Source organism: Stenotrophomonas sp. 2201_Sma (assembly GCF_056486685.1).
This window is the reverse complement of the sequence record NZ_CM151329.1, coordinates 3,681,333-3,704,151: the sequence shown is the minus strand read 5'-3', so window position 1 is coordinate 3,704,151 and position 22,819 is coordinate 3,681,333. Positions and strand designations below refer to the sequence as shown.

Below are 22,819 nucleotides of genomic sequence, written 5' to 3'. Positions count from 1 at the left end.
TGATGGGATGAGTCGAGCATGGCTCGACTCTACAGAAGCATCCACGCATGGCGTGGATCTACTGCAGTTGCAGGCCGCTCCGCAGCAGTGGCACCAGCCACTCCAGGAATACGTGCACGCGCTGTGCCCGATGCTGCCGATGCGGTTGCAGCAGGGTCACCGGCAACGGTTGTGCGACGTGTCGTGGCATCACTTCCACCAACGTGCCGGACTGCAGCTCGTCCTGCACGTCATAGCGCGGAATCTGCAGCAGTCCCAGTCCGGCCACGCAGCAGGCGATCGAGGCTTCGGCGCTGTTCACCCGCACCCAACCCTGCATGGGCAGCGTGCGCAGCTGGGTTCCGTCCTGCCATTCCCACGGTTCCACCCGCGCGGTCGTCGGCGAGGCGTAGTTCACCGCCCGGTGCTGCTGCAGGTCCGCCGGTTGCTGCGGGACGCCGTACGCGCGCAGGTAGGACGGCGCAGCCACGTTGACGAAGTCCAGCGTGCCCAGCGTGCGCGAAACCAGGCTGGAATCGCCCAGCTGGCCGACCCTCAACACCGCATCGCAGCCTTCCTCGATCAGGTTCACTGCGCGGTCGGTCATGCCCAGATCCACCTCCACCTGCGGGTAACGGGCGAAGAAGCCAGGCAGCGCCGGCGCCACGATGCGCCTGCCGATACGGCTGGGTACGTCGATCCTCAGCAGGCCGACCGGCTGCGCGTCCTCCTGGCGGAACAGCGATTCGGCATCTTCGACCTCGGCGATCAGGCGCAGGCAGCGGGCGTGGAACACATCGCCATCGTGGGTGGTGGAGACGCGTCGCGTCGAGCGTTGCAACAGGCGCGTACCCAGCCGCTGCTCCAGTTCGGCGACCGCCGCCGATACCGTGGAACGGGGCAGTCCGAGCTGGTCGGCGGCGCGGGTGAAGCTGGCGCACTCCACCACCCGGCTGAAGATGCGGAAGCGGTCGATCCGATCCATTGTTCGCTCGTTCTGGAAAGTTAAGTCAATGTTGCGGGCTTTATCCGCATTTTCCGCACGATATCGTCATCGGGGCAGGGTTGCCATCCCGGACAGCCCCACTCCGAGACCGAAGCCATGACCGACCACTCCCTCAAGGGCAAGACCGTGCTGATCGCAGGCGGTGCCAAGAACCTCGGTGGCCTGCTCGCCCGCGATTTCGCCGCCCACGGCGCCGGAGCCATCGTCATCCATTACAACAGCGACGCCAGCCAAGCCGACGCCGAAGCGACCGTCGCGGCGGTCCAGGCTGCGGGCAGCAAGGCCGTGGCCCTGCAGGGTGACCTGACCTCCGCTGCCGCCATGGAGCGCCTGTTCGCCGACGCTGTCGCAGCCGTCGGTCGTCCCGATGTCGCCATCAATACCGTCGGCAAGGTCCTGAAGAAGCCGCTGCTGGAGATCAGCGAAGCGGAGTACGACGAGATGAGCGCGGTGAATGCCAAGGCGGCGTTCTTCTTCCTCAAGGAGGCCGGCCGTCACGTCAATGATGGTGGCCGCATCTGCACCCTGGTAACGTCGCTGCTGGGCGCCTACACGCCGTTCTACTCCAGCTATGCAGGCACCAAGGCGCCGGTGGAGCACTTCACCCGCGCGGCATCGAAGGAGTTCGGCGAGCGGGGCATCTCGGTGACCGCGATCGGTCCCGGGCCGATGGACACGCCGTTCTTCTATCCTGCCGAGAGTGCCGATGCGCAGGCGTATCACAAGACCGCGGCGGCGCTGTCCGCGTTCACCCGCACCGGTCTGACCGACATTGCCGACATCGTGCCGTGGATCCGTTTCCTGGTCACCGACGGCTGGTGGATGACCGGGCAGACGGTGCTGGTCAACGGTGGCTACACCACCAAGTAACCGGGCCACGCTGGGCGCGGCTCCACCGCACTGCACCTGTGGCGCCGGGCCATGCCCGGCTCATGCAACAGCCATCGGGCATGGCTCGACGCTACAGGTGCCGCCCGGCGGGTCAGCCCAGCTTCGCCAGTACGGCGTCGGTCGCCGCCGCCGTGCTCACGGCCTGGCCCTTTGCAGCCAGATCAGCAGTGAACACGCCATCATCCAGCACCGCGTGCACGGCCGCCTCCACAGCCGCCGCTTCGGCATCCAGGCCCAGCGAGTGGCGCAGCAGCATGGCCGCGCTGAGGATCGTCGCGTAGGGGTTGGCGATGCCCTTGCCGGCGATGTCCGGTGCCGAACCGTGGATCGGCTCGTAGATGCCGACCGCACCCGGTTCTCCCAGCGACGCCGACGGCAGCAGGCCCAGTGAGCCGGCCAGCATCGAGGCCTCGTCGGTGAGGATGTCGCCGAACATGTTTTCGGTCACGATCACGTCGTATTCGCGTGGCTTGGCCAGCAGGTGCATCGCCATCGAATCGACCAGCTGGTGTTCCAGCGCGACGTCCGGGAACTCCTCGCGGCCGATGCGGGCGGCGACGTCGCGCCACAGGCGCGATGTCTCCAGCACGTTGGCCTTGTCCACCGAGGTCACCTTGCCTCGGCGCTGCTGCGCCAGGCGGAACGCGCTGCGCAGCACGCGCTCGATTTCGGCCACGGTGTAGCGGCAGAGGTCGCTGGCGCTGTCGGCATCGCGGGTCTTGTCGCCGAAGTAGATGCCGCCGGTCAGTTCGCGTACCACTACGAAGTCCACGCCCTGCAGCAGCTCGGCCTTGATCGGCGATGCCCCCAGGGCGGCATCATGGGTACGCACCGGCCGCAGGTTGGCGTACAGGCCCAGCGCCTTGCGGATCGCCAGCAGGCCCTGCTCGGGGCGCACCCTGGCGTTCGGGTCGGACCACTTCGGTCCACCCACTGCACCCAGCAGCACGGCATTCGCGGCCTGGCATGCGGCGAGGGTGGCGGCGGGCAGGGGCTCGCCATGGCGATCGATGGCGATGCCACCGATATCGTGCTCGCTGAACGTGAAGGTGTGGTTGAAGCGTTCGCCGATGGCTTTCAGGACCGCAACCGCAGCGGCGGCCACTTCCGGGCCGATGCCATCACCGGGGAGTACAACGATCTCAGCGTGCATGCTCACTCTCGTAACGTTCGATGTCAGGGACGCGGCCCAGCAGATAACCCAGTTGATCGACGCCTTCCAGCAGACAGGTCTGCGAGAAGCCATCCAGCGGGAAGGAGTAGACCCGGCCATCCGGCGTACGCAGCTCGCGTGCCGCCACGTCGATGGTCAGTTCGTCGTCGGGGCGCTGCATCAGCGCCTGAACGTCGGCCTCGTCCAGGACGATCGGCAGCAGGCCGTTCTTCAGTGAGTTGCCACGGAAGATGTCGGCGATCTCGCTGCTGACGATGGCGCGCAGGCCCAGGTCGGTCAGTGCCCACGGCGCGTGCTCGCGCGAGGAACCGCAGCCGAAGTTGCGGCCCGCCAGCAGGATGCTGCGGCCGGCATTGTGCGGCTGGTTGAAGGCGAAATCGGCCACCGGCGAACCGTCGGACTGCCAGCGCCAGTCATTGAACGCGTTGCGGCCCAGGCCGGCACGCTCGGTGGTGGACAGGAACCGGGCCGGAATGATCTGGTCGGTGTCGATGTTGGTCTGGCGCAGCACGACGCTGGACGAGGTCAAGGTGCGGAAACCGGCCATTACGCCACCTCCTGCGCGAACAGTTCGCGGGTATCGGCCACGTGGCCCTTCACCGCCGCCCAGGCGGCGCTCATCGGCGAGGCCAGCAGTGTGCGCGAGCCCGGCCCCTGGCGGCCCTCGAAATTGCGGTTGCTGGTACTCACTGCCAGTTGGCCGGGGGCGACCAGATCACCATTCATGGCGATGCACATCGAGCAGCCCGGCTCGCGCCATTCGGCACCGGCTGCACGCACGATCTCATCGATGCCCTCCGCTTCGGCCTGGCGCTTGACGATCTCCGAGCCCGGTACCACCAGCATGCGCACGCGCTCGGCGACGCGGCGGCCGCGCAGCACCTGTGCAACTTCGCGCATGTCGCTGAGGCGGCCGTTGGTGCACGAACCGACGAACACGACATCGACCGGCGTGCCGGCCAGTGCTTGGCCGGCCTGGAAGTGCATGTAGTCCAGGCCCTTCTGCGCGGCGGCGTCGTTGGCCGCAGGAATCGGCACATCGACCGCGATGGCGGTGCCGGGATGCGTGCCCCAGGTCAAGGTCGGACGGATGTCGGCTGCATCGATGTGGACTTCGCTGTCGAAGCGCGCGCCTTCATCGCTGCGCAGTTCCTGCCAACGGGCCACGGCCGCCTCGAAATCGGCGCCCTTGGGGCCGCGTGGCGTGTTGGCGACGAAATCGAAGGTGACCTGGTCCGGTGCCACCATGCCCGCGCGCGCGCCGGCCTCGATGGACATGTTGCACAGGGTCATGCGCTGCTCCATGTCCATCGCTTCGATGGTGCTGCCACGGAACTCGATCACATGGCCTGTGCCGCCGTTGACGCCGATCACACCGATGATGTGCAGGACCACGTCCTTCGCGCCGACGCCCGGCGCCAGGGGGCCGTCGACCGTGATTGCCAGCGTCTTCGCCTTCCGCTGCAGCAGGCACTGTGTTGCCAGCACATGACCCACTTCGCTGGTGCCGATGCCGAAGGCCAGCGAGCCGAACGCACCATGGGTGGAGGTATGGCTGTCGCCGCAGACGATGGTCATGCCGGGCTGGGTGAAACCCTGCTCGGGCGCGATGACATGGACGATGCCCCGGTTGTCCGAGCTCATGTCGAACAGTTCGATGCCGTGCTCGCTGCAGTTGCGCGCAAGCGTGGCGACCTGCGCCTCGGAGGCGGCGCTGGCGTACGGCAGCCGGCCGTCGGCGGTGGCAGGCAGGGTCGGCGTGGAATGATCCATCGTCGCCTTGGTGCGGTCCGGCCGGCGTGGGCGGAGACCGCGTTCGCGCAGCTCGGTGAACGCCTGCGGCGAGGTCACCTCGTGGATCAGGTGCAGGTCGATGTACAGCACCGCAGGGGCGCTGTCGGATTCGGGAACGACCACGTGGGCGTCCCACAGTTTGTCGTACAGGGTGCGGGGTGCGGAGGTCATGCGGTTGCCTGGCAGAAGTACGATTGAACGAACATCGGGAAATAACGGGAAAGGGTCAAGTCAACGGCGGCGCGCGAGTACGCGCAGGCGCACGTAGTCAGCCAGCGGCTGGCCCGCCGCGTTGCGGGGCAGGTCGGCCAGCAGGGCCGCGGCGGCCTCGCGAACGGTGGCACGGGCCTCGACCGGCAGGTCGTCCAGCAGCGGTGCGGCGAACACCCGCAGCCATCCTGCCACGCCGGTCGGCAGTGCGGTGGGGCGCGGCAGGCATTCGATCAGCTGCACCTGGAAGCCGTGCTGGCGCAGGCGGTCGGCATAGGCGTCGGCGGTCGGGAAATACCACTGGAAACCGCTGGCGCCATGGCCATGCGCAGCACGTGCGGCCTGCACCGCGGCGATGATGGTCGCCACGTTGCCATGGCCACCGAACTCGGCCACGAAGCGGCCGCCGGGACGCAGTGCACGGCGCACGCCTTCCAGCACGGCGTCGGGGTGGCGCATCCAATGCAGCGCGGCGTTGCTGAACACCGCGTCGAACGCGCTGTCGAAGGACAGGGCATGGCCGTCCATCACCTGCGCATCGACGCCGCGCGCGCGCGCGGCGATCACCAGTTCCGGCGACGCGTCCACGCCGTGGATGCGTGCACCGCTCAACGCCAGTTCACTGCTGAGCACCCCATCGCCACAGCCCAGATCGAGGATGTGCTCACCGGCGCGCGGGTCGAGCAGGCGCGACACCGCGCCGCCGAGCAGCGGCACGAAGCCGGCATCGATCGCATAGTCCTGGGCGTTCCACTGCTGGCCCGCCGTAGCGGACGTGGTCGTGTCGAAGGCGCTCATGTCAGGTTTCTCAGGCGGTGGCAGGGGTGGCGGTTTCGCTGACGCTGCTGGCAGCAGCCTGGCGTTGGCGCAGCAGCCGGTTGGCAACGTCCAGCCAGGCCAGCGCGGAGGCTTCGATGATGTCCTTGCTGGTGCCGGTGCCGTCGTATTCGATGCCGTCGTGGCGCACGCTCAGGTTGGCCTCGCCGCGTGCATCGGCACCGATGCCGACGCTGTGCACGTGATAGCTGTCGAGCATCAGCTGCACGCCGGTGGCGGCCGACAACGCGCCGAACAGCGCATCCACCGGGCCATCGCCCTGCGCGGTCTCGGCCACGCGGTTGCCGTCCGGGTCGGACAGCTCGACCAGTGCATTGGCGCGACTGCCGACATCGCTGATGGTCATCGAGGCCAGGCGATAGCCCTGTGCATTGGCGCCGCCCTGCATCAAGGTCTGCAGGTCGGCATCGGTGACTACCCGCTGCTGCTCGCACAGGCCCTTGAACTGTTCGAACACCAGCTTCAGCTCTTCTTCGTCCAGCCAGAAGCCCAGTGCACGCAGGCGCGCTTCGACGGCGGCGCGGCCACTGTGGCGGCCCAGCACCATCTGCGAATCCTCCCAGCCCACGTCTTCCGGGCGCATGATTTCGTAGGTGCCGCGATGGCGCAGCATGCCATGCTGGTGGATGCCCGATTCATGGGCGAAGGCATTGGCGCCGACGATGGCCTTGTTGCGCTGCACCGGCATGCCGACCAGGCGCTGCAGCAGCTGCGAGGTGCCGACGATGCGCGGGGTGTTGATCGCGGTGTCCTGCTCGTAGAAGGCCTGGCGCACCTTCAGCGCCATCGCGATTTCTTCCAGTGAGCAGTTGCCGGCGCGTTCACCGATGCCGTTGACGGTGCACTCGACCTGGCGGGCGCCGCCCTCGATGGCGGCCAGGGAGTTGGCCACAGCCAGTCCCAGGTCGTTGTGGCAGTGCGCGCTGAAGATCACGTTGGCGGCATTGGGCACGTCGGCCACGCCGGCAATGACCTGCTGGAACATCGCGCGGATTTCCTCCGGCGTGGTGAAGCCGACGGTGTCGGGCAGGTTGATGGTGGTGGCGCCGGCGGCGATGGCCACGCGCGAGACCTCGATCAGGTAGTCCAGCTCGGTGCGGGTGGCATCTTCGGCCGAGAATTCGACATCGTCGATGTAGGAACGGGCCAGCGATACATGCTTGCGTACCGACTCCAGCACCTGCTCGCGGGTCATCCGCAGCTTGTGCTCGCGGTGCAGCGGGCTGGTCGACAGGAACACGTGCAGGCGCGGGTTGGCCGCAGCTTCCAGGGCACGTGCCGAGGTCTCGATATCGGCCTGCAGGCAGCGCGACAGCACGGCCAGGCTCAGGCCCGGACGGCGCAGTTCGCGGCCGATCAGGGCCATCGCTTCGCGGTCGGACTGCGAGCTGGCCGGGAAGCCGGTCTCGATGATGTCCACGCCCAGTTCGTCCAGCGCACGCGCCATCACCAGCTTCTGCGGTGGGCTCATGCTGCAGCCGGGGGACTGCTCGCCGTCACGCAGGGTGGTGTCGAAGATGCGGATGCGCGGGGTGGTAATTCGTTCGATGGTGGTCACAGGGAGATCTCCTCGACAACAGGTGCAACGGCGTGCAGGGGGGAAGGGGGGGCAGCGGTGGTGGGCGTGACGCCGGTCCGTGCCGGCGGGCGGGGCGTCTCGGCGCGACGCCGGCGCGGCTTGCGCGGCGGGCGTGGGCGGATGTCGGTCAGCAGGCCGGCCAGCACGCCGGCATCGATGTTGCCGCCGGAGACCACGGCGCACTTGCGGCGCCCGGCGATGCGTCGACCAGCAGCCAGTGCCAGCGCGCCCGCGCCTTCGGCGATGATGTGTTCTTCCAGTGCCAGCCGCACCAGCGTTTCACGCAGTTCGGCCTCGCGCACGATCACCACGTCGTCCAGCAGCGAACTGCACAGGCGACGGGTCAGGAAGCCGGGGATCTTCACCCGCACGCCATCGGCCAGCGATGCCACCGGGGCGACCTCGCGGACATCGCCTTGGATCGCACGGGCCATCGAGTCCACGCCTTCCACCTGTGCACCAATCACGCGCACACCCTGCGACTTGAGCGCCAGGGCGACGCCGGCGGCCAGGCCGCCACCGCCGATCGGTACGATCACCACGTCCGGCGCGTGCGCGGCCAGCTCGATGCCGACCGTCCCCTGGCCAGCGATCACGTCGGCGTCGTCGAAGGCGGACAGGAAGCGATAGCCATGACGCTGCGCCAGTTCGACGGCGAAGGCGCAGGCCTCGTCATAACTGTTGCCGTGCTGGCGTACGGTGGCACCCCAATGGGCGACACCGGCGATCTTGGTTGCCGGTGCACCGTGCGGCATCACGGTGATCGCGGGGACATCCAGCCGGTAGGCGGCCCAGGCAACGCCCTGGGCGTGATTGCCTGCCGAGGCGCAGATCACCGGGCGGCTGTCACCGCGCTCGCGGCCGGCCAGCAGGGCATTCAACGCCCCGCGCACCTTGTAGGAGCCGGTCCGTTGCAGATTCTCCAGCTTCAGCCAGGTACCGAAGCGTTCGGCATGATGCAGTGGCGTGGGCGGCAGGAAGCGGCGCAGGCGCGCCTGCGCGGCCAGGACATCGGCGACGCTTACGTCGCCGACATCACTTTCCTTGCTGGTATCAGCGGCCGGCATGGGCCACCGGCGCGGTGTGCGCGACCACCGCATGCGGGTACGGGCGGCGAAGAAGACGCCTCCGTACCGGCACCGTGGTCACAACGGTACGGGTGTTCATTGCGATACTCCTTCGATGCTGCTGTCTACCGGCGTCAGCTCCACCGATACGCAGTCGTAGATCTTTTCGATCTGCCGGCACAGCGTCTCCGCCGGTCGCTGGCCGTCCACGACCAGCTGCAGGTGCCAGCGTCCGTCATCGGCGGCGTCCGGAGCACCGCTGATCGAACGCGGCGCGAAGCCACGGCGCTCGGCCATGCCGATCACGCGCAGCAGCGCGCCTTCGGCCGGCTGCAGCACCAGGTCAAGCCGGTATTGCATTGGGAATCTCCTGGCGGGCATGGGCTGGATTGCTTTCCAGCATGGTGCTGTTGGCGGTGTTCGGCGGCACCAGCGGCCACACGTTGGCGCGCGCGTCGATGGCTACGTGCAGCAACGCCGGGCCCGGCTCGGCCAGCAGCGCGGCCAGGCCGCCTTCGACGTCATCGCGCGAATCGATGCGGCTGGCGGCGATGCCGAACACCTGGGCCAGGGCGACGAAATCCGGGTTGTCGGACAGATCGATCTCGCTGTAGCGCTCGGCGAAGAACAGCTCCTGCCACTGCCGGACCATGCCCAGTGAGCCGTTGTCCAGCAGCACGATCTTCACCGGCAACCGGCACCGGGCGATGGTCGCCAGCTCCTGCACGTTCATCATGAAGCTGCCATCGCCGGACACCAGCACCACGGTGCGCTCCGGGCAGGCAAACTGCGCGCCCATCGCCGCCGGCAGGCCGAAGCCCATCGTGCCCAGCGCGCCGCTGGTCAGATGGTTGCGCGGATGATTGAAACGGCAATGCTGGGCGACCCACATCTGGTGCTGGCCGACGTCGCAGGCAATCACCGTGTCGGCGGGTGCCAGTTCGCTCAGGCGCTTCAGCAGCGCCGGTGCGTAGATGTGCTGCCCTGGCGCGTCGTAGCGGGCGGCGAAGCGGTCGCGATGCTGCGCACAGCGGCTGCGCCATGCGTCCTGATGGGCCCTGGGGGAGGGGAAGGCCGCATGCAGGGCACGGATGGCGTGGCCGACATTGCCGGGCACGGCGACGTCGGCGCTGCGCAGCTTGGAGATCTCGTACGCATCGGCATCGATATGGACCACGCGCGCGAACGGAGCGAACTCCGCCAGCTTGCCGGTGGCGCGATCATCGAAGCGTGCGCCCAGCACCAGCAGCAGGTCGCTTTCCTGCACCGCCATGTTGGCAGCGCGGGTGCCGTGCATGCCCAGCATGCCCAGCGACTGCGGATGGTGTGCCGGCAGAGCGCCCAGTCCACGCAGGGTCATCACCGTGGGAATGCCACTGGCCTCGACGAAATCGCGCAGATCCTGCACCGCATCGCCAAGTGCGATGCCGCCGCCGGCATACACCACCGGCTTATCCGCCGCCGCCAGCGCTGCGATGGCGTCGGCGATGGCGGCGTCGGTGGCTGCCGGCGGCGGTTCGACGCTGCTCGGCACATGCACCGGCAGGTGACTGGCATCGGCCACCTGCACGTCCTTGGGCAGGTCGATCAGCACCGGGCCGGGACGTCCTTCGCGGGCAATGCGGAAGGCATCGGCGACCACGCGGGGCAGGTCATCGACGCTGCGTACCAGCCAGCTGTGCTTGACGATGGGCATCGTCAGCCCGAACACATCCAGCTCCTGGAAGGCGTCGGTACCCAGCAGGGGCGTACCGACCTGGCCGGTGATGCAGACCATCGGCACCGAGTCCAGCATCGCATCGGCGATACCGGTGACCAGGTTCGATGCGCCGGGGCCGGAGGTGGCCACGCAGACGCCCACCTGGCCGCTGGCGCGTGCGAAACCGTTGGCGGCCAGCGCCGCGCCCTGCTCGTGCCGCACCAGGATGTGCTTCAACGACGAATCCACCAGCGCGTCGTAGAACGGCATGATGGTGCCGCCGGGATAGCCGAACAGCGTGCGGACGCCTTCGGCCTCCAGTGCCTGGGTCAGCCAGCGCGCCCCGTTGGGTGGCGCGCTGCGGTGTGTGGAAGAGTTCATGGGGGACCTTGCAAGCGGGTGGGGGAGGGCCGCGTGGTTACGCGGCCTGTCCTTGCAACCAGACCATCTTGGCGCGCAGTTCCTTGCCTACCTTCTCGATCGGATGCTCCAGGTCGGCCTGCTTGAACCGGTTGTAGTTCGGCAGGCCCGCTTCGTACTCGGCCACCCAGTTCTTGGTGAAGGTGCCGTCCTGGATGTCCTTCAGTACTTCCTTCATGCGCTCCTTGGTGCCGGCATCGATCACCCGCGGACCGCTGACGTAGTCGCCGTACTGCGCGGTTTCGGAGATGAATTCCAGCATGCGCGAGATGCCGCCTTCGTAGAACAGGTCCACGATCAGCTTCAGTTCGTGCAGCACTTCGTAATAGGCGATCTCGGGCTGGTAGCCGGCTTCCACCAGGGTCTCGAAACCGGCCTGTACCAGCGCCGAGGCGCCACCGCACAGCACCGCCTGCTCACCGAACAGGTCGGTCTCGGTTTCTTCCTTGAAGGTGGTCTGGATCAGATTGGCGCGGGCGCCACCGAGACCGGTCGCATAGGCCTGCGCATGCTGCGCGGCCTGGCCGCTGGTGTCCTGGTAGACCGCCCAGATGCACGGAACGCCACGGCCGATCTCGTACTCGCGACGCACCAGCGCGCCCGGGCCCTTCGGTGCGACCAGCACCACGTCCAGGTCGGCGCGCGGCTCGATCATGCCGTAGTGGACATTGAGGCCGTGAGCGAACAGCAGGCACGCGCCCTGCTTCATGTTGGGCGCCAGCACGTCGTTGTAGAGCTTCTTCTGCACCATGTCCGGAGTCAGCACGGCGACCAGGTCGGCATCCTTCACCGCATCGGCGGGAGCCACGACGGTGAAGCCATCGGCCTGGGCCTTGGCTTCGGTCGGGCCGCCCGGCCGCAGGCCTACCACCACATCGAAGCCGGATTCGCGCAGGTTCAGTGCGTGGGCGCGGCCCTGGCTGCCGTAGCCGATGACGGCGATCTTGGTCTGGGGCAGGTCGTTGGTGCTCATGGGGGAGGTTCCTTGCGGTGGGAAGAAAAAAGAACGGCCGGTCGTCGAAGCGACGTACCGGCCGGTCAGGGGAAAGCGGTGGAGGAGGGGCCGCGCATCGCACAGGAACGGCCGCCACGAGGCATCATGGTGCAGCAGGTCCGGGTTTTGCAGAAGGCGGTGGTCATGGTGGTTGCGTCTGAAACCAGGTCTTGAAATGAAAAAACCCGCACCTGGGCGGGTGCGGGTTTTTGATCGAGTTCCGGTGTGTTCTATCTGCTTACACGCTGGCTCGTCCCGCACCTGTTGGTTGGGTAATAAGTACGAGCACAAGAATCGAACGCAGCGACGCGGCGCCGATGTCGGCGGCTTCGATGTGGGTTCGCGGTGGTGTGTTGTGTTGCAGCATGTGATCGAGAGAAACACAGCTGTTTTGACGATGTCAACCCTTGTCGGGGTGATTCCAGGCACTTTCCGCTGCGTCCAGCGGAATCGCTTGTGGCGCAAGGATGGTTGCCGCTGAAAGTGTTTCGGTGAACCCGAATTCACTCCTTTCACCAAGGTTTTTGCGCGGATTTTGGGGGTTCTGCCCGCCGGGCATGACCCGGTGCCGGCAGCGGTCGCCGCGGCCGCCTCGCCCCATGACCTCTGCCCGATACCGCGTGAAGGCCGCAGCGGCGATGATCGGTGCTACCACCCTTCCATCGGAACCCGACTGTGTCCCGACGCCTTGCCCGTTCCCTGCTGGCTGCCGCCGTCCTGGCGGCCATGCCCGCGCTTTCCCTCGCTGCCGACCGCATCACCGGCCACACCTTCGCCACCCGCTCGGAAGTCATCGCGCCTCACGCCATGGCGGCCACTTCGCAGCCACTGGCCACCCAGATCGCACTGGACGTGATGAAATCCGGCGGCTCGGCGGTCGATGCCGCCATCGCCGCCAATGCTGCGCTGGGCCTGATGGAGCCGACCGGCAATGGCATCGGTGGCGATCTGTTCGCCATCGTCTGGGACCCGAAGACACAGAAGCTGTACGGCTACAACGGGTCCGGCCGCTCGCCGAAGTCGCTGACCCTGGCCGAGTTCCAGCGCCGCGGCCTGAAGGAGATCCCGGCGACCGGGCCGTTGCCGGTCTCCGTGCCGGGTGCCGTCGATGGCTGGTTCGCCCTGCATGGCCGCTTTGGCCGCAAGCCCATGGCCGACAATCTTGCGCCCGCCATCCGCTACGCGCGCGAAGGCCACCCGGTGGCCGAGGTGATCGCCTATTACTGGGATCGTTCCGTGCCACGGCTGTCGCAGTATCCCGGCTTCAAGGAACAGTTCACGGTCAACGGGCATGCCCCGCGCAAGGGCGAGATGTGGAAGAACCCGAACCTGGCCGATACGTTGCAGAAGGTGGCCGACGGCGGCCGGGATGCCTTCTACAAGGGCGAGATCGCCCACACCATCGGCGATTACTTCAAGGCCAATGGTGGCTACCTGAGCTACCAGGACATGGCCGACCACCACGGCGAGTGGGTCGAGCCGGTCAGCAGCAACTATCGCGGTTACGACGTATGGGAGTTGCCGCCGAACAGCCAGGGCATCGCCGCGCTGCAGATTCTCAACGTACTTGAAGGCTACGACTTCTCGAAGATTCCATTCGGCTCGCCCGAGCACGTGCATCTGTTCGTGGAGGCCAAGAAGCTGGCCTTCGCCGATCGTGCGCGCTTCTACGCCGACATGGCCTTCCAGCCCGCACCGGTCCAGAAGCTAATTTCCAAGGAGTATGCCGCTCAGCGGCGTGCACTGATTTCCATGGACAAGGCGTTGAAGGAAGTGCAGCCGGGCACGCCGAAGCAGCTGGAGGAGGGCGATACGATCTACATGACCGTGGCCGATGCTGACGGCATGATGGTGTCGCTGATCCAGTCGAACTACCGCGGGATGGGCAGCGGCATGGCGCCCCCGGGGCTCGGCTTCATCCTGCAGGACCGCGGCGAGATGTTCGTGCTGCAGAAGAACCATCCGAACGGCTACGCACCGGGCAAGCGTCCGTTCCAGACCATCATTCCGGCGTTCATCACCAAGGATGGAAAGCCCTATGCCAGTTTCGGCGTGATGGGCGGTGCGATGCAGCCGCAGGGCCACGCGCAGATCGTGATGAACCTGGTGGACTTCGGCATGAACCTGCAGGAGGCCGGAGATGCACCGCGCATCCAGCATGAAGGTTCCACGGAGCCCACCGGGCAGGCCTCGGCGATGACCGATGGGGGGGAGGTGAACCTGGAGACGGGCTTCCCGTACGAAACGGTGCGTGCGTTGATGCGCAAGGGGCATCGCATCGTGTTCGCCGACGGTCCGTATGGCGGGTATCAGGCGATCATGCGGGATCCGGACACGGGGGTGTACTACGGCGCGTCGGAGAGTCGAAAGGATGGGCAGGCGGCGGGGTATTGAGGTTCCGGCCACCGGGCTGAGCCCCCTCTGCGGTGGTTTCCGTAATGCCGGGTTTGGCCGGGCGGGTGGGTTGGCTGGGGGCCGCTGCAAGTACGTCCATGTAAGCTCGGTCGCCGCATCCATGCGGCTCACGCCCCCAGCCAACCCACCCACCCGGCCACGGACAGTTTCCGTGGCCGCCACCGCAGGAAGAGAAATAAGAAGTTCAAAAGCAGAAGCGACAGCCGCGCGCTGTGGGTTGGGGTCGGATCCGTTTTCCAGAGGAAACGGATCCGACCCCTTCGTGTTTTCCGATACACCTCATCCACGCATGCCGTGGATGGACCAACCGTCACCAGGAAACTGTCGGAGGCGGGGAGGAGCAGATGGCGGGACCGTCCACGGCATGGATGCCGTGGCCGAGCCTACAGGGACGTACTTGCGGCGTGTCCCGCTATCTGCTCCTCTCCGGCAAGCAAGCGGAAAGTCAGACGCGCTCTTGCCGTTGCCCTTGCTTGCGAAAAAGCGGTGCAGCCGCAGGCTGCCGAACACCCTCAATCCGAATCCTGCGCGCGCGCTGCTTCGGCCTGGGTTTCTTCCTGTGCCGCCATTTCGCGCGCGATCCACGCATCGATCATGTGCCGCTGGCGCTGTGCCTGCCGCCACTCCCGCGTGTACTCCTGGTCCAGTACCCGGTACAGCGAGACCATCACCAGCACCATCAGCAGCGCGAATGGCAGTGCCGAGATCGTGATCATGCCCTGCAGCGCATCGAGGCCGCCGGCCAGCAGCAACGCACCTGCGATCAGCGCGATGCCCACACCCCAGGCCAGCTTGCGCTTGGCGGGCGGGTCGCCTGCCTCGTCGGTGGACATGCTGGCCAGCACCAGCACCGCCGAGTCAGCCGAGGTCACGAAGAAGATCATCAGTAGAACCAGCGCGATGCACGACAGCAGCAATGGCAGCGGCATGCTGTCGAACAGGGTGAACAATACGGTTTCATAGCCGTTGCCCAGCGCCTGCACCAGGTCTGCATGGCCGAAGATCTGCGACCAGATCGCGGTGCCACCGAACACCGAGAACCAGAAGAAGCCCAGCAGCGTCGGCGCCAGTACCACGCCCACCACGAACTCGCGCACGCTGCGGCCACGCGAGATGCGCGCGATGAACGAACCCACGAACGGTGCCCAGGAAATCCACCAGGCCCAGTAGAAGATCGTCCAGTCGGCGACCCACGTACTGGAGGAGAACGGTGACATGCGCAGGCTCATCGTCACCAGCTGGTTCAGGTAGGACCCCAGCGTCGTGGTGAAGGTATTGAAGATCGCGCCGGTCGGCCCGAGCACCAGGACCAGTGCCAGCAGCAGGGCGGCCAGCGCCAGGTTGAAGTTCGACAGCCATTTCACGCCGCGCTCCACGCCGCTGAGGGTGGAGGCCATGTACAGCACGAAGGCGACGGCGATGATGGTCAGCTGCAGCGGCACACCGGCATGCACGCCGAACACGCGCTGCATGCCGGCTGCGATCTGGATGGTGCCGAAGCCCAACGTGGTGGCCACACCGATTGCCGTGGCCACCACCGCGGCAATGTTGACAATCCGTCCGATCCAGCCCCGATGATGATGACCGATGATCGGCTGCAGCATGTCGCTGACCAGCCCGCGGCCGTTGCGGTTGAACTGGAACCACGCCATTGCCAGACCGATCAGCGCGTAGATCGCCCACGGATGCAGGCCCCAGTGGAAGAACGCATAGCGCATCGCTGCACGTGCGGCGTCCATGCTTTCCGGTGCCAGTCCTTCCGGCGGCTTGCTGAAATGGGAGATCGGTTCGGCCGCCCCCCAGAACACCAGGCCGATGCCCATGCCGGCGGCGAACAGCATCGACATCCAGCTGGCCCGCGAGAATTCGGGTTCGGCGTCTTCGCCACCGATGCGCAGGTTGCCGAAGCGGCCGAACGCCAGGTACATCAGGAACACCAGCGCCAGGAACACCACCAGCAGGTACAGCCAGCCGATGCCGCGGATGAGTTCGCCGAGGATGCTCTGCACCACGGCGTTGAAGGGACCGGGTGCTACGCCGGCAAGCAGCACCAGCAACAGGACCAGTGCGATGGAAACACGAAACACCATGAAGGAGCTTCTCCGATCAAAGGGATTGAGGGAGCGAGCAAATGCTTGCAGCGAGGGGCCGGCGGCACTCGAGCGCTAGCCGGGCAGGGGCCGCGATGGCGGCGATGCGTCATCGGTCGCAGCGACACGATGCGCGTGCACGTTACTGAACGCGACGTCATGGTTGCGTTAATTCATCAATGTCGCGTGACGCGCAGCCGCCCTGTAGGCTCGCCCTGTTGCAGGACTTCTATGGTCTAATGCCGGCAAGAAGCGGGGGTACCGCGGCCATCGGCCACGGTTGAGACAGTCCCTTGGAACCTGATCCGGCTCATACCGGCGTAGGGAAGCTTTGCAATGCAACCGAACCCGGACGCGGCCCAAGGGCCGTCCGCGTGCGGGGGCAGTGCGCCGCCGCTTCGTCCCTGACCCTCCTGGACGATGCCCGATGAACGCACAGCTCTCCGCCCTGCAGCAACAGGCCCAGCAACTCTCCGAATCCGTGACCCGGCCGATTCCCGGCTCGCGCAAGATCCATGTCACCGGCTCGCGCCCGGACCTGCGCGTGCCGATGCGCGAGATCGCACTGAGCCGCACGCCGACCCTGTTCGGCGGCGAAGAGAACGCGCCGGTCACGGTGTATGACACCTCCGGCCCCTACACCGATCCTGACGTGCGCATCGACCTGTCCGCGGGCTTGCCGGCCCTGCGCCGTGCCTGGGTCGAAGCGCGGGGTGACACCGAACAGCTTGATGGCCTGAGCTCTTCCTTCGGCCGCGATCGCGAGCACGACCCGAAGCTCGATGCGGTGCGCTTCCCGGCCCGCAGCCTGCCGCGCCGCGCCCGTGCGGGTGGCAATGTCACCCAGATGCACTATGCGCGCCGCGGCATCATCACGCCGGAGATGGAATTCGTCGCCATCCGCGAGAACCAGCGGCTGGACGCGATCCGCGATGCAGGCCTGCTGCAGCAGCATCCGGGCGAAGCCTTCGGCGCATCCATCCAGAAGATCATCACCCCGGAGTTCGTCCGCGACGAAATCGCCCGTGGCCGGGCGGTGCTGCCCAACAACATCAACCACCCGGAAAGCGAGCCGATGATCATCGGCCGCAACTTCCTGACCAAGATCAACGCCAACATCGGCAACAGCGCGGTGTCATCCGGCATTGCCGAGGAAGTGGAGAAGCTGGTGTGGGCGATCCGCTGGGGGGGCGATACGGTGATGGACCTGTCCACCGGCAAGCACATCCACGAGACCCGCGAGTGGATCATCCGCAACTCGCCGGTGGCGATCGGCACGGTGCCGATCTATCAGGCCCTGGAGAAGGTCGATGGCCGTGCCGAGGCACTGACCTGGGAGATCTTCCGCGACACGTTGATCGAACAGGCCGAACAGGGCGTGGACTACTTCACCATCCATGCCGGCGTGCTGCTGCGCTACGTGCCGCTGACCGCCAAGCGGGTGACCGGCATCGTCAGTCGCGGCGGCTCGATCATGGCCAAGTGGTGCCTGGCCCACCACAAGGAGAATTTCCTCTACACGCACTTCGAAGACATCTGCGAAATCATGAAGGCCTACGACGTGACCTTCTCGCTGGGCGATGGGCTGCGCCCGGGCTGCATCGCAGACGCCAACGACGCGGCGCAGTTCGGCGAGCTGGAAACGCTGGGCGAGCTGACGAAGATCGCATGGAAGCATGACGTGCAGACGATGATCGAAGGTCCCGGGCACGTGCCGATGCAGCTGATCAAGGAAAACATGGACAAGCAGCTGCGCGAATGTGGTGAGGCTCCGTTCTATACGCTGGGGCCGCTGACCACGGACATCGCGCCCGGCTATGACCACATCACCAGTGCCATCGGCGCAGCGATGATCGGTTGGTTCGGCACCGCGATGCTCTGCTACGTGACGCCGAAGGAACACCTTGGCCTGCCCAACCGCCAGGATGTGCGCGACGGCATCATGGCCTATCGCATCGCCGCACATGCGGCCGACCTGGCCAAGGGGCATCCGGGCGCGCAGGTCCGCGACAACGCATTGAGCAAGGCGCGCTTCGAGTTCCGTTGGGAAGACCAGTTCCACCTCGGGCTGGACCCGGAGAAGGCAAAGGAATTCCATGACGAGACGCTGCCCAAGGACGCGCACAAGCTGGCGCACTTCTGCTCGATGTGCGGGCCGCACTTCTGCTCGATGAAGATCACCCAGGACGTGCGCGAGTACGCCGAGGCCGGAATGAAGGAGAAGTCCGAGCAGTTCCGCGCTGCGGGCGCGGAGGTCTACCAGCAGGGCTGATCGGACTGGCGTCGCCGGGCGTGCTCCGGCGGCGCTGCATCGCGCGCCTCACGCGCATCCCGTTATCCTCCGCCCATCTTTCCGGGGAAGGGACGCCATGCCTGTTGCCGTGACCACCCGCTGGCTGGCCATCGCCCGCCGCCATCCGTCCGCGTGGCTGCTGGGCGCGCAGCTGCTGGCGGTGATGCTGTATCCCGCGCTGGACGACACGGCCGCCGGCCGCGCCGCATTGGGCATGTTTGGAATGGCGGTGCTGGGCCTGGCGTTGTGGGTGGTCCAGCGCAGCCCGTTGGGTACATGGCTGGCACTGCTGCTGGCGATTCCGGCGGTGGTGTTCTCCATCGCCGGCGCGCTGCTGGACCGCGCCGCGCTGGTGACCACCGCGCAGCTGCTGGAGAGCCTGCTCTACTTCTATACGGCCGGCGCCCTGATCGCCTACATGCTGCAGGACCACAAAGTCACCCGCGACGAGCTGTTCGCGGCCGGCGCCACCTTCACCTTGCTCGCGTGGGCATTCGCCTTCGCATTTGGGGTGTGCCAGCAGTGGTATCCGGGCAGCTTCCAGGGCAGCAGCGAGGGACCTCAGCGAAGCTGGATGGAGCTGCTTTATCTGAGCTTCAGCTTGCTGTCCGGGGTCGGCCTGAGCGATGTCGTGCCGCTGCATCCGCAGGCACGCGCACTGGTCATGCTGGAGCAGTTCTCAGGCGTGATGTACGTGGCTTTGGTGGTTTCGCGGCTGGTCGGATTGACCATGCTGCGGCGTTTCTGAAAATGAATGGCAGATAAAAATTTCGCGCCCGAAAGGGCGCGAATGATGGTGCGAAGTTATGTGAATGCGTCGGCGAGAGAGAGCCTGATGTCGACCACGCGATAGGCGAGGTAACCGGCATAGGCTAGTATTCGCGCGCTCCATTGTTTTTGCGGTATGCGCCGATGCTTTGTGCGGAGTCTGGCTTTTCGCTGTTCCCCGTTGGGGACGGTATCGAAGGCGAACACTGCCCGGAAACTGTCTCTACTGTTTAGCAAAAAATGAACCGCAGCGAAATCCAGCCCACCGATTCTGATCGGATCCGGATTGGCGAATGTGTCGTCACTTTGTCCTCGCGAGAGGTCGAAGTTGCCGGCGCGCGTCGCCCGCGCCGGCTGACGCCGAAGGCGCTGGGCGTGCTGCGTGTGCTGCTGCGGCAACCCGGGCGCGTGGTCACCCGCGAAGAACTGTTCGCCGAGGTGTGGCCCGATACGCTGCCCACCAACGATGTGCTGACGCAGGCGGTCACCCAGCTGCGCAAAGCCTTCGCCAACGACGATGACAACGGCCAGGCGTATATCGAGACGATCGCCAAGACCGGCTACCGCCTGCGCGTGCCGGTGCAGGCCATGCCCGAGCCCGAAGCGGAACTGGCGGTCGAGGCCGAAGGCGCGGCTGGCGATTCCAACGCGGTCGTGGAAGTGCACACGCCAGCCCCGGAGGACATGCGACGCCGTCGCTGGCGCTACCTGCGACGTCGATTGTTGCTGGTGCTGGGCCTGTTGATGCTGGCCGCACTGCTGGTGATGACGGTCCTGCTGCTGCGCCGTGCGCCGGCCAGCTCTCCGGTGGAGGCGGCGGTGGAGAACGGCACGCGGGTGATCGGCAGCCCGCAGCGGCCCTATCGGCTGATCACCGCCACCGCAGGCTTCGAAACCTATCCCACGCTGTCGCCGGATGGTTCGCAGGTGGCCTACGAAGGTGCCAGCGAGGATGGCCTGGGTGGCGGTGCGATCAAGGTACAGACGTCCGGCAACGCGCCGGCGCGGCAGCTGCTTGTTCCTCCTGAGGGTGCGGTTGATCGCTTCCCGAACTGGTCGCCGGATGGACGCGACATCGCCTTTGCCCGCTTCTCCGCCGATGGGGGTTGTCAGGTGCTGATCGCCAGTGCGACCGGCGGCGCGTTGCGCCAGGCCACGCGCTGCGATGGCACCGAGCTGCTCAGCTTCGACTGGACACCCGACGGGCGCGGCCTGGTATTCGGCAGCATGGTGGGCCGCTATGCCCACCGCGGTATCCGAGTACTCGATCTGGCCAGCGGACAGTGGCAGCCGCTGCAGTACGCCGTCGATCAGGACGATTTCGATTACGCGCCGCGCTATTCGCCGGACGGCAAATGGCTGGTGTTCGTGCGCAACCCGCAGATGGGCGACCTGTGGCGGGTTCCTGCCGCGGGTGGCACGCCGGAGCAGCTGACCAGCGAGTCGGCCGAGCTGCGCGGATGGGCCTGGCTTGGCGACGGCCGCACCATCGTGTTCGGCCGCCGGGTCGACAGCGAGGTGCGGCTCTATTACCTCGACATCGAGCGGCGCACGCTGCGTGATGCCGGACTGGACGACGCGCAGTGGCCGGCGGTATCGCGGCATGGCGGCATGCTGGCCTTCGTCCATCGCCGTGCACAGTTCGGCGTGTTCAAGGTGCCGATGCAGGGCGGTGAACCGGAGCGCCTGTTTGCGTCCAGCGGCCGCGACGGTCAACCGATGGCAGCACCGGACGGTCGCCAGCTGGTATTCACCTCTGACCGCTCGGGCAGCTTCGCTCTCTGGTGGGCGGACATGCAACGCCCCGATTCGCTGCGGCCGATCGAGGGCCTGCGCCCGGAAGCACGGCAGGCCCCCGATTGGTCGGCCGACAGCCGGCAACTTCTGGTGGTTGGGCGCGATGCACACGGTCGCGCGGTGGTCTACGAGATCGCACCCCGCGACGAGCGTCTGCAACCGTTGCCCGTGCCCGCCGAACAGCCGCTGCAGGCGCTGTATGGCGCCACGCCCGAGCAGCTGCTGGTGGTCGAACGTGATGCCGACCAGCGTACGCGGCTCAGTCTGTTCGATCGCAGCACCCAACCCTGGCGGCGGCTGGCGAGCATCGACGGCGTCTCGCAGGTCCGCTTCGACCGCGCAGGCCGCCGGGTGCTGTTCACCCGCCTGGCGGCGGAGGGGTTGTGGTCGGCGGACGTGGTGCTGTCCCCGGACAGCGTGCGGCAGATCAGCGAGGACAAGCCCAGCCGCTGGCGCTACCGCTCGTGGACGGTTGCCGGCCACGACAGCATCGGCTATCTCGGCAGTTCCACCCGCTGCAGCACCATCCTCGTCCGCATCGCCGCCGGGCAGGAGGATGCCGGGCGCTGCCTGGACGCGCAGCGCTTGAGCGCGAGCAACGGACTCAGTGCCAGCGCAGACGGGACGGCCCTGTTTGTCGCTCTGGCAGTCAGTGATGGCGCCGACATCGGCGTGATGCGGCTGCCCGAAAAGGCGCCCACACTGTTCCCGGCCTTCTCCAAGCTGTTGATGTTCAAGGGAAATGGGCCTTCGTAAATTTTTCGTCGGGATCTCGCCGCGAATTCGTGGCGATCTCGTCGGTCTTTCCTGACGCGGTGCCGCCTGATTGGGCAAAACGGAGGCCTGTACTTGGCAAATCCGTGGTGCACCATGCGTCAACTCTCACTGGCCGATCGTGGCCAATCCGTCTCCCTGGACAAGGCACTCGATGACGTCGTGCCGACCTGTCTGGGCGTGGCCCGGCTCGGCAGCCTGCAGACCGCGGGCAGCAGCTTCACCGTGTGGATGCAGGTGCGCGGCAGCTCCTGGGTGGAGGCCAAGGAGGGGCGCTTCCGCCTGCGCCACGGCGAATGGATCGCGTTCGAGAAGGAATCGCGCCCGCTGGTGCAGGCAGGGCGCAACGGGCTGTGCATCGGCCTGAACCTGAACGTGGAAGCGCTGCGTGTGCTGGCGGAGATGGCCGACTGCGGCCTGTACGCGGGCCGCGGCCGGATGGGCCGCAGTGACGCTCGTGTCGCGCTGCGCCTGTGGCGTGATGCCTTGGCCAGTGGCCACCCGGCGCAGCACCTGCGCCCGCTGCTGCTGCATCTGGCCGGCCTGCAGCGTGGATTGGCCGACAACGTGCAGCGCTGCCCTGGCCGTTCGCGCAGCCGCAAGCGCCAGGTGTTCGGTCGCATGCAGCGCGCCCGCCTCTATCTGGAAGGCAACAGCCACCGCGTCGTACGCATCGGCGAACTGGCCGAGCTGACCAACTTCTCCAGCTGGTATCTCTCCAAGACGTTCCAGAGCCTGTATGAAGAAAGCCCGCAGTCGCTTTCGGCACGGCTGCGCCTGGAGCGCGCCGCCGACCTGCTGCGCGACACCGACATGATGGTGGGAGAGGTCGCCGCGGCCAGTGGTTTCGACAACTGCTGCAGCTTCGCCCGGGCGTTCCGCGCCCGCTACGGGCAGTCCGCTTCGCGCTTCAGGGAAAACGGCGGCTTGCTCCCGCCACAATCCGCAAAGTCTCTGGTTGGTTCGCGCAAATACAGCGCTGCAACGCAATCGTAACGTGCTGGGGTGTTTTAACACGCTGCTAACACGTAC

At 66.6% G+C, this 22,819-nt stretch carries 17 protein-coding genes and 1 riboswitch; of the genes, 6 read left to right on the top strand and 11 right to left on the bottom strand.

What is annotated here, in order from left to right; genetic code table 11:
- Positions 1–58 precede the first annotated feature (58 nt).
- On the bottom strand, positions 59–964 hold the full coding sequence (locus ACZLIF_RS17090; RefSeq protein ID WP_128990251.1) for a LysR family transcriptional regulator: 906 nt from the start codon (positions 962–964) through the stop codon (positions 59–61).
- Between the two features lie 117 nt (positions 965–1,081).
- Between ACZLIF_RS17090 and ACZLIF_RS17085 the strand changes: the two genes are divergently transcribed.
- Positions 1,082–1,855 (top strand): SDR family oxidoreductase, encoded by a 774-nt coding sequence (locus ACZLIF_RS17085; RefSeq protein WP_053520099.1) that lies wholly within the window; start codon positions 1,082–1,084, stop codon positions 1,853–1,855.
- Between the two features lie 112 nt (positions 1,856–1,967).
- Here the strand turns inward: ACZLIF_RS17085 and leuB are convergent, their stop codons facing one another.
- The 9 genes from leuB to ilvC all read right to left on the bottom strand — a co-directional run bounded on the left by leuB (position 1,968) and on the right by ilvC (position 11,629).
- Positions 1,968–3,029: a 3-isopropylmalate dehydrogenase gene (leuB, locus tag ACZLIF_RS17080; RefSeq protein ID WP_128990249.1), complete on the bottom strand. Its 1,062-nt coding sequence runs from the start codon at positions 3,027–3,029 to the stop codon at positions 1,968–1,970.
- A complete protein-coding gene (leuD, locus tag ACZLIF_RS17075) occupies positions 3,019–3,597 on the bottom strand; it encodes a 3-isopropylmalate dehydratase small subunit (protein ID WP_053520097.1) in 579 nt (192 codons plus the stop codon). The genes leuB and leuD overlap by 11 nt, the downstream gene beginning before the upstream one ends.
- Complete coding sequence (gene leuC, locus ACZLIF_RS17070; protein ID WP_065181714.1) at positions 3,597–5,015, bottom strand: 3-isopropylmalate dehydratase large subunit; 1,419 nt, start codon at positions 5,013–5,015, stop codon at positions 3,597–3,599. The genes leuD and leuC overlap by 1 nt, the downstream gene beginning before the upstream one ends.
- 60 nt (positions 5,016–5,075) lie before the next feature.
- On the bottom strand, positions 5,076–5,852 hold the full coding sequence (locus ACZLIF_RS17065) for a class I SAM-dependent methyltransferase (protein ID WP_111186152.1): 777 nt from the start codon (positions 5,850–5,852) through the stop codon (positions 5,076–5,078).
- Positions 5,853–5,862: 10 nt separating this feature from the next.
- Positions 5,863–7,449 carry a 2-isopropylmalate synthase gene (locus ACZLIF_RS17060; protein ID WP_065181712.1) on the bottom strand — a complete coding sequence of 529 codons (1,587 nt, stop codon included), beginning with the start codon at positions 7,447–7,449 and terminating at the stop codon, positions 5,863–5,865.
- Positions 7,446–8,537: a threonine dehydratase gene (locus ACZLIF_RS17055; protein ID WP_065175101.1), complete on the bottom strand. Its 1,092-nt coding sequence runs from the start codon at positions 8,535–8,537 to the stop codon at positions 7,446–7,448. Before ACZLIF_RS17055 ends, ACZLIF_RS17060 begins: the two co-directional genes overlap by 4 nt.
- A gap of 96 nt (positions 8,538–8,633) precedes the next feature.
- The gene (locus ACZLIF_RS17050) at positions 8,634–8,897 is read right to left on the bottom strand and encodes an ACT domain-containing protein (RefSeq protein WP_053520294.1); all 264 of its coding nucleotides are present in this window, start codon (positions 8,895–8,897) and stop codon (positions 8,634–8,636) included.
- On the bottom strand, positions 8,881–10,617 hold the full coding sequence (gene ilvG, locus ACZLIF_RS17045; RefSeq protein WP_065175100.1) for an acetolactate synthase 2 catalytic subunit: 1,737 nt from the start codon (positions 10,615–10,617) through the stop codon (positions 8,881–8,883). Before ilvG ends, ACZLIF_RS17050 begins: the two co-directional genes overlap by 17 nt.
- Positions 10,618–10,654: 37 nt before the next feature.
- Positions 10,655–11,629, bottom strand: coding sequence for a ketol-acid reductoisomerase (gene ilvC / locus ACZLIF_RS17040; protein ID WP_053520296.1), 975 nt, complete (start codon positions 11,627–11,629; stop codon positions 10,655–10,657).
- Positions 11,630–12,325: 696 nt separating this feature from the next.
- On the opposite strand from ilvC, the gene ggt reads away from it, so the two are divergent.
- A complete protein-coding gene (gene ggt / locus ACZLIF_RS17035; RefSeq protein ID WP_164972416.1) occupies positions 12,326–14,044 on the top strand; it encodes a gamma-glutamyltransferase in 1,719 nt (572 codons plus the stop codon).
- Positions 14,045–14,577: 533 nt separating this feature from the next.
- Here the strand turns inward: ggt and ACZLIF_RS17030 are convergent.
- Complete coding sequence (locus ACZLIF_RS17030) at positions 14,578–16,155, bottom strand: BCCT family transporter (RefSeq protein ID WP_128990691.1); 1,578 nt, start codon at positions 16,153–16,155, stop codon at positions 14,578–14,580.
- Between the two features lie 244 nt (positions 16,156–16,399).
- A riboswitch (TPP riboswitch) is annotated at positions 16,400–16,500 on the top strand.
- 82 nt (positions 16,501–16,582) lie between these two features.
- Here ACZLIF_RS17030 and thiC point away from each other — a divergent pair.
- The 4 genes from thiC (at position 16,583) to ACZLIF_RS17010 (ending at position 22,783) form a co-directional block, all read left to right on the top strand.
- Entirely contained in the window at positions 16,583–18,427 is a 1,845-nt protein-coding gene (thiC, locus tag ACZLIF_RS17025; RefSeq protein WP_128990693.1) for a phosphomethylpyrimidine synthase ThiC, read from the top strand.
- Between the two features lie 97 nt (positions 18,428–18,524).
- Positions 18,525–19,196: an ion channel gene (locus tag ACZLIF_RS17020; protein WP_053519170.1), complete on the top strand. Its 672-nt coding sequence runs from the start codon at positions 18,525–18,527 to the stop codon at positions 19,194–19,196.
- A 260-nt stretch (positions 19,197–19,456) separates the two neighbouring features.
- On the top strand, positions 19,457–21,769 hold the full coding sequence (locus ACZLIF_RS17015) for a winged helix-turn-helix domain-containing protein (RefSeq protein WP_128990695.1): 2,313 nt from the start codon (positions 19,457–19,459) through the stop codon (positions 21,767–21,769).
- Between the two features lie 114 nt (positions 21,770–21,883).
- Positions 21,884–22,783: a helix-turn-helix transcriptional regulator gene (locus ACZLIF_RS17010; RefSeq protein WP_053519175.1), complete on the top strand. Its 900-nt coding sequence runs from the start codon at positions 21,884–21,886 to the stop codon at positions 22,781–22,783.
- The last annotated feature ends 36 nt before the right edge of the window (positions 22,784–22,819 follow it).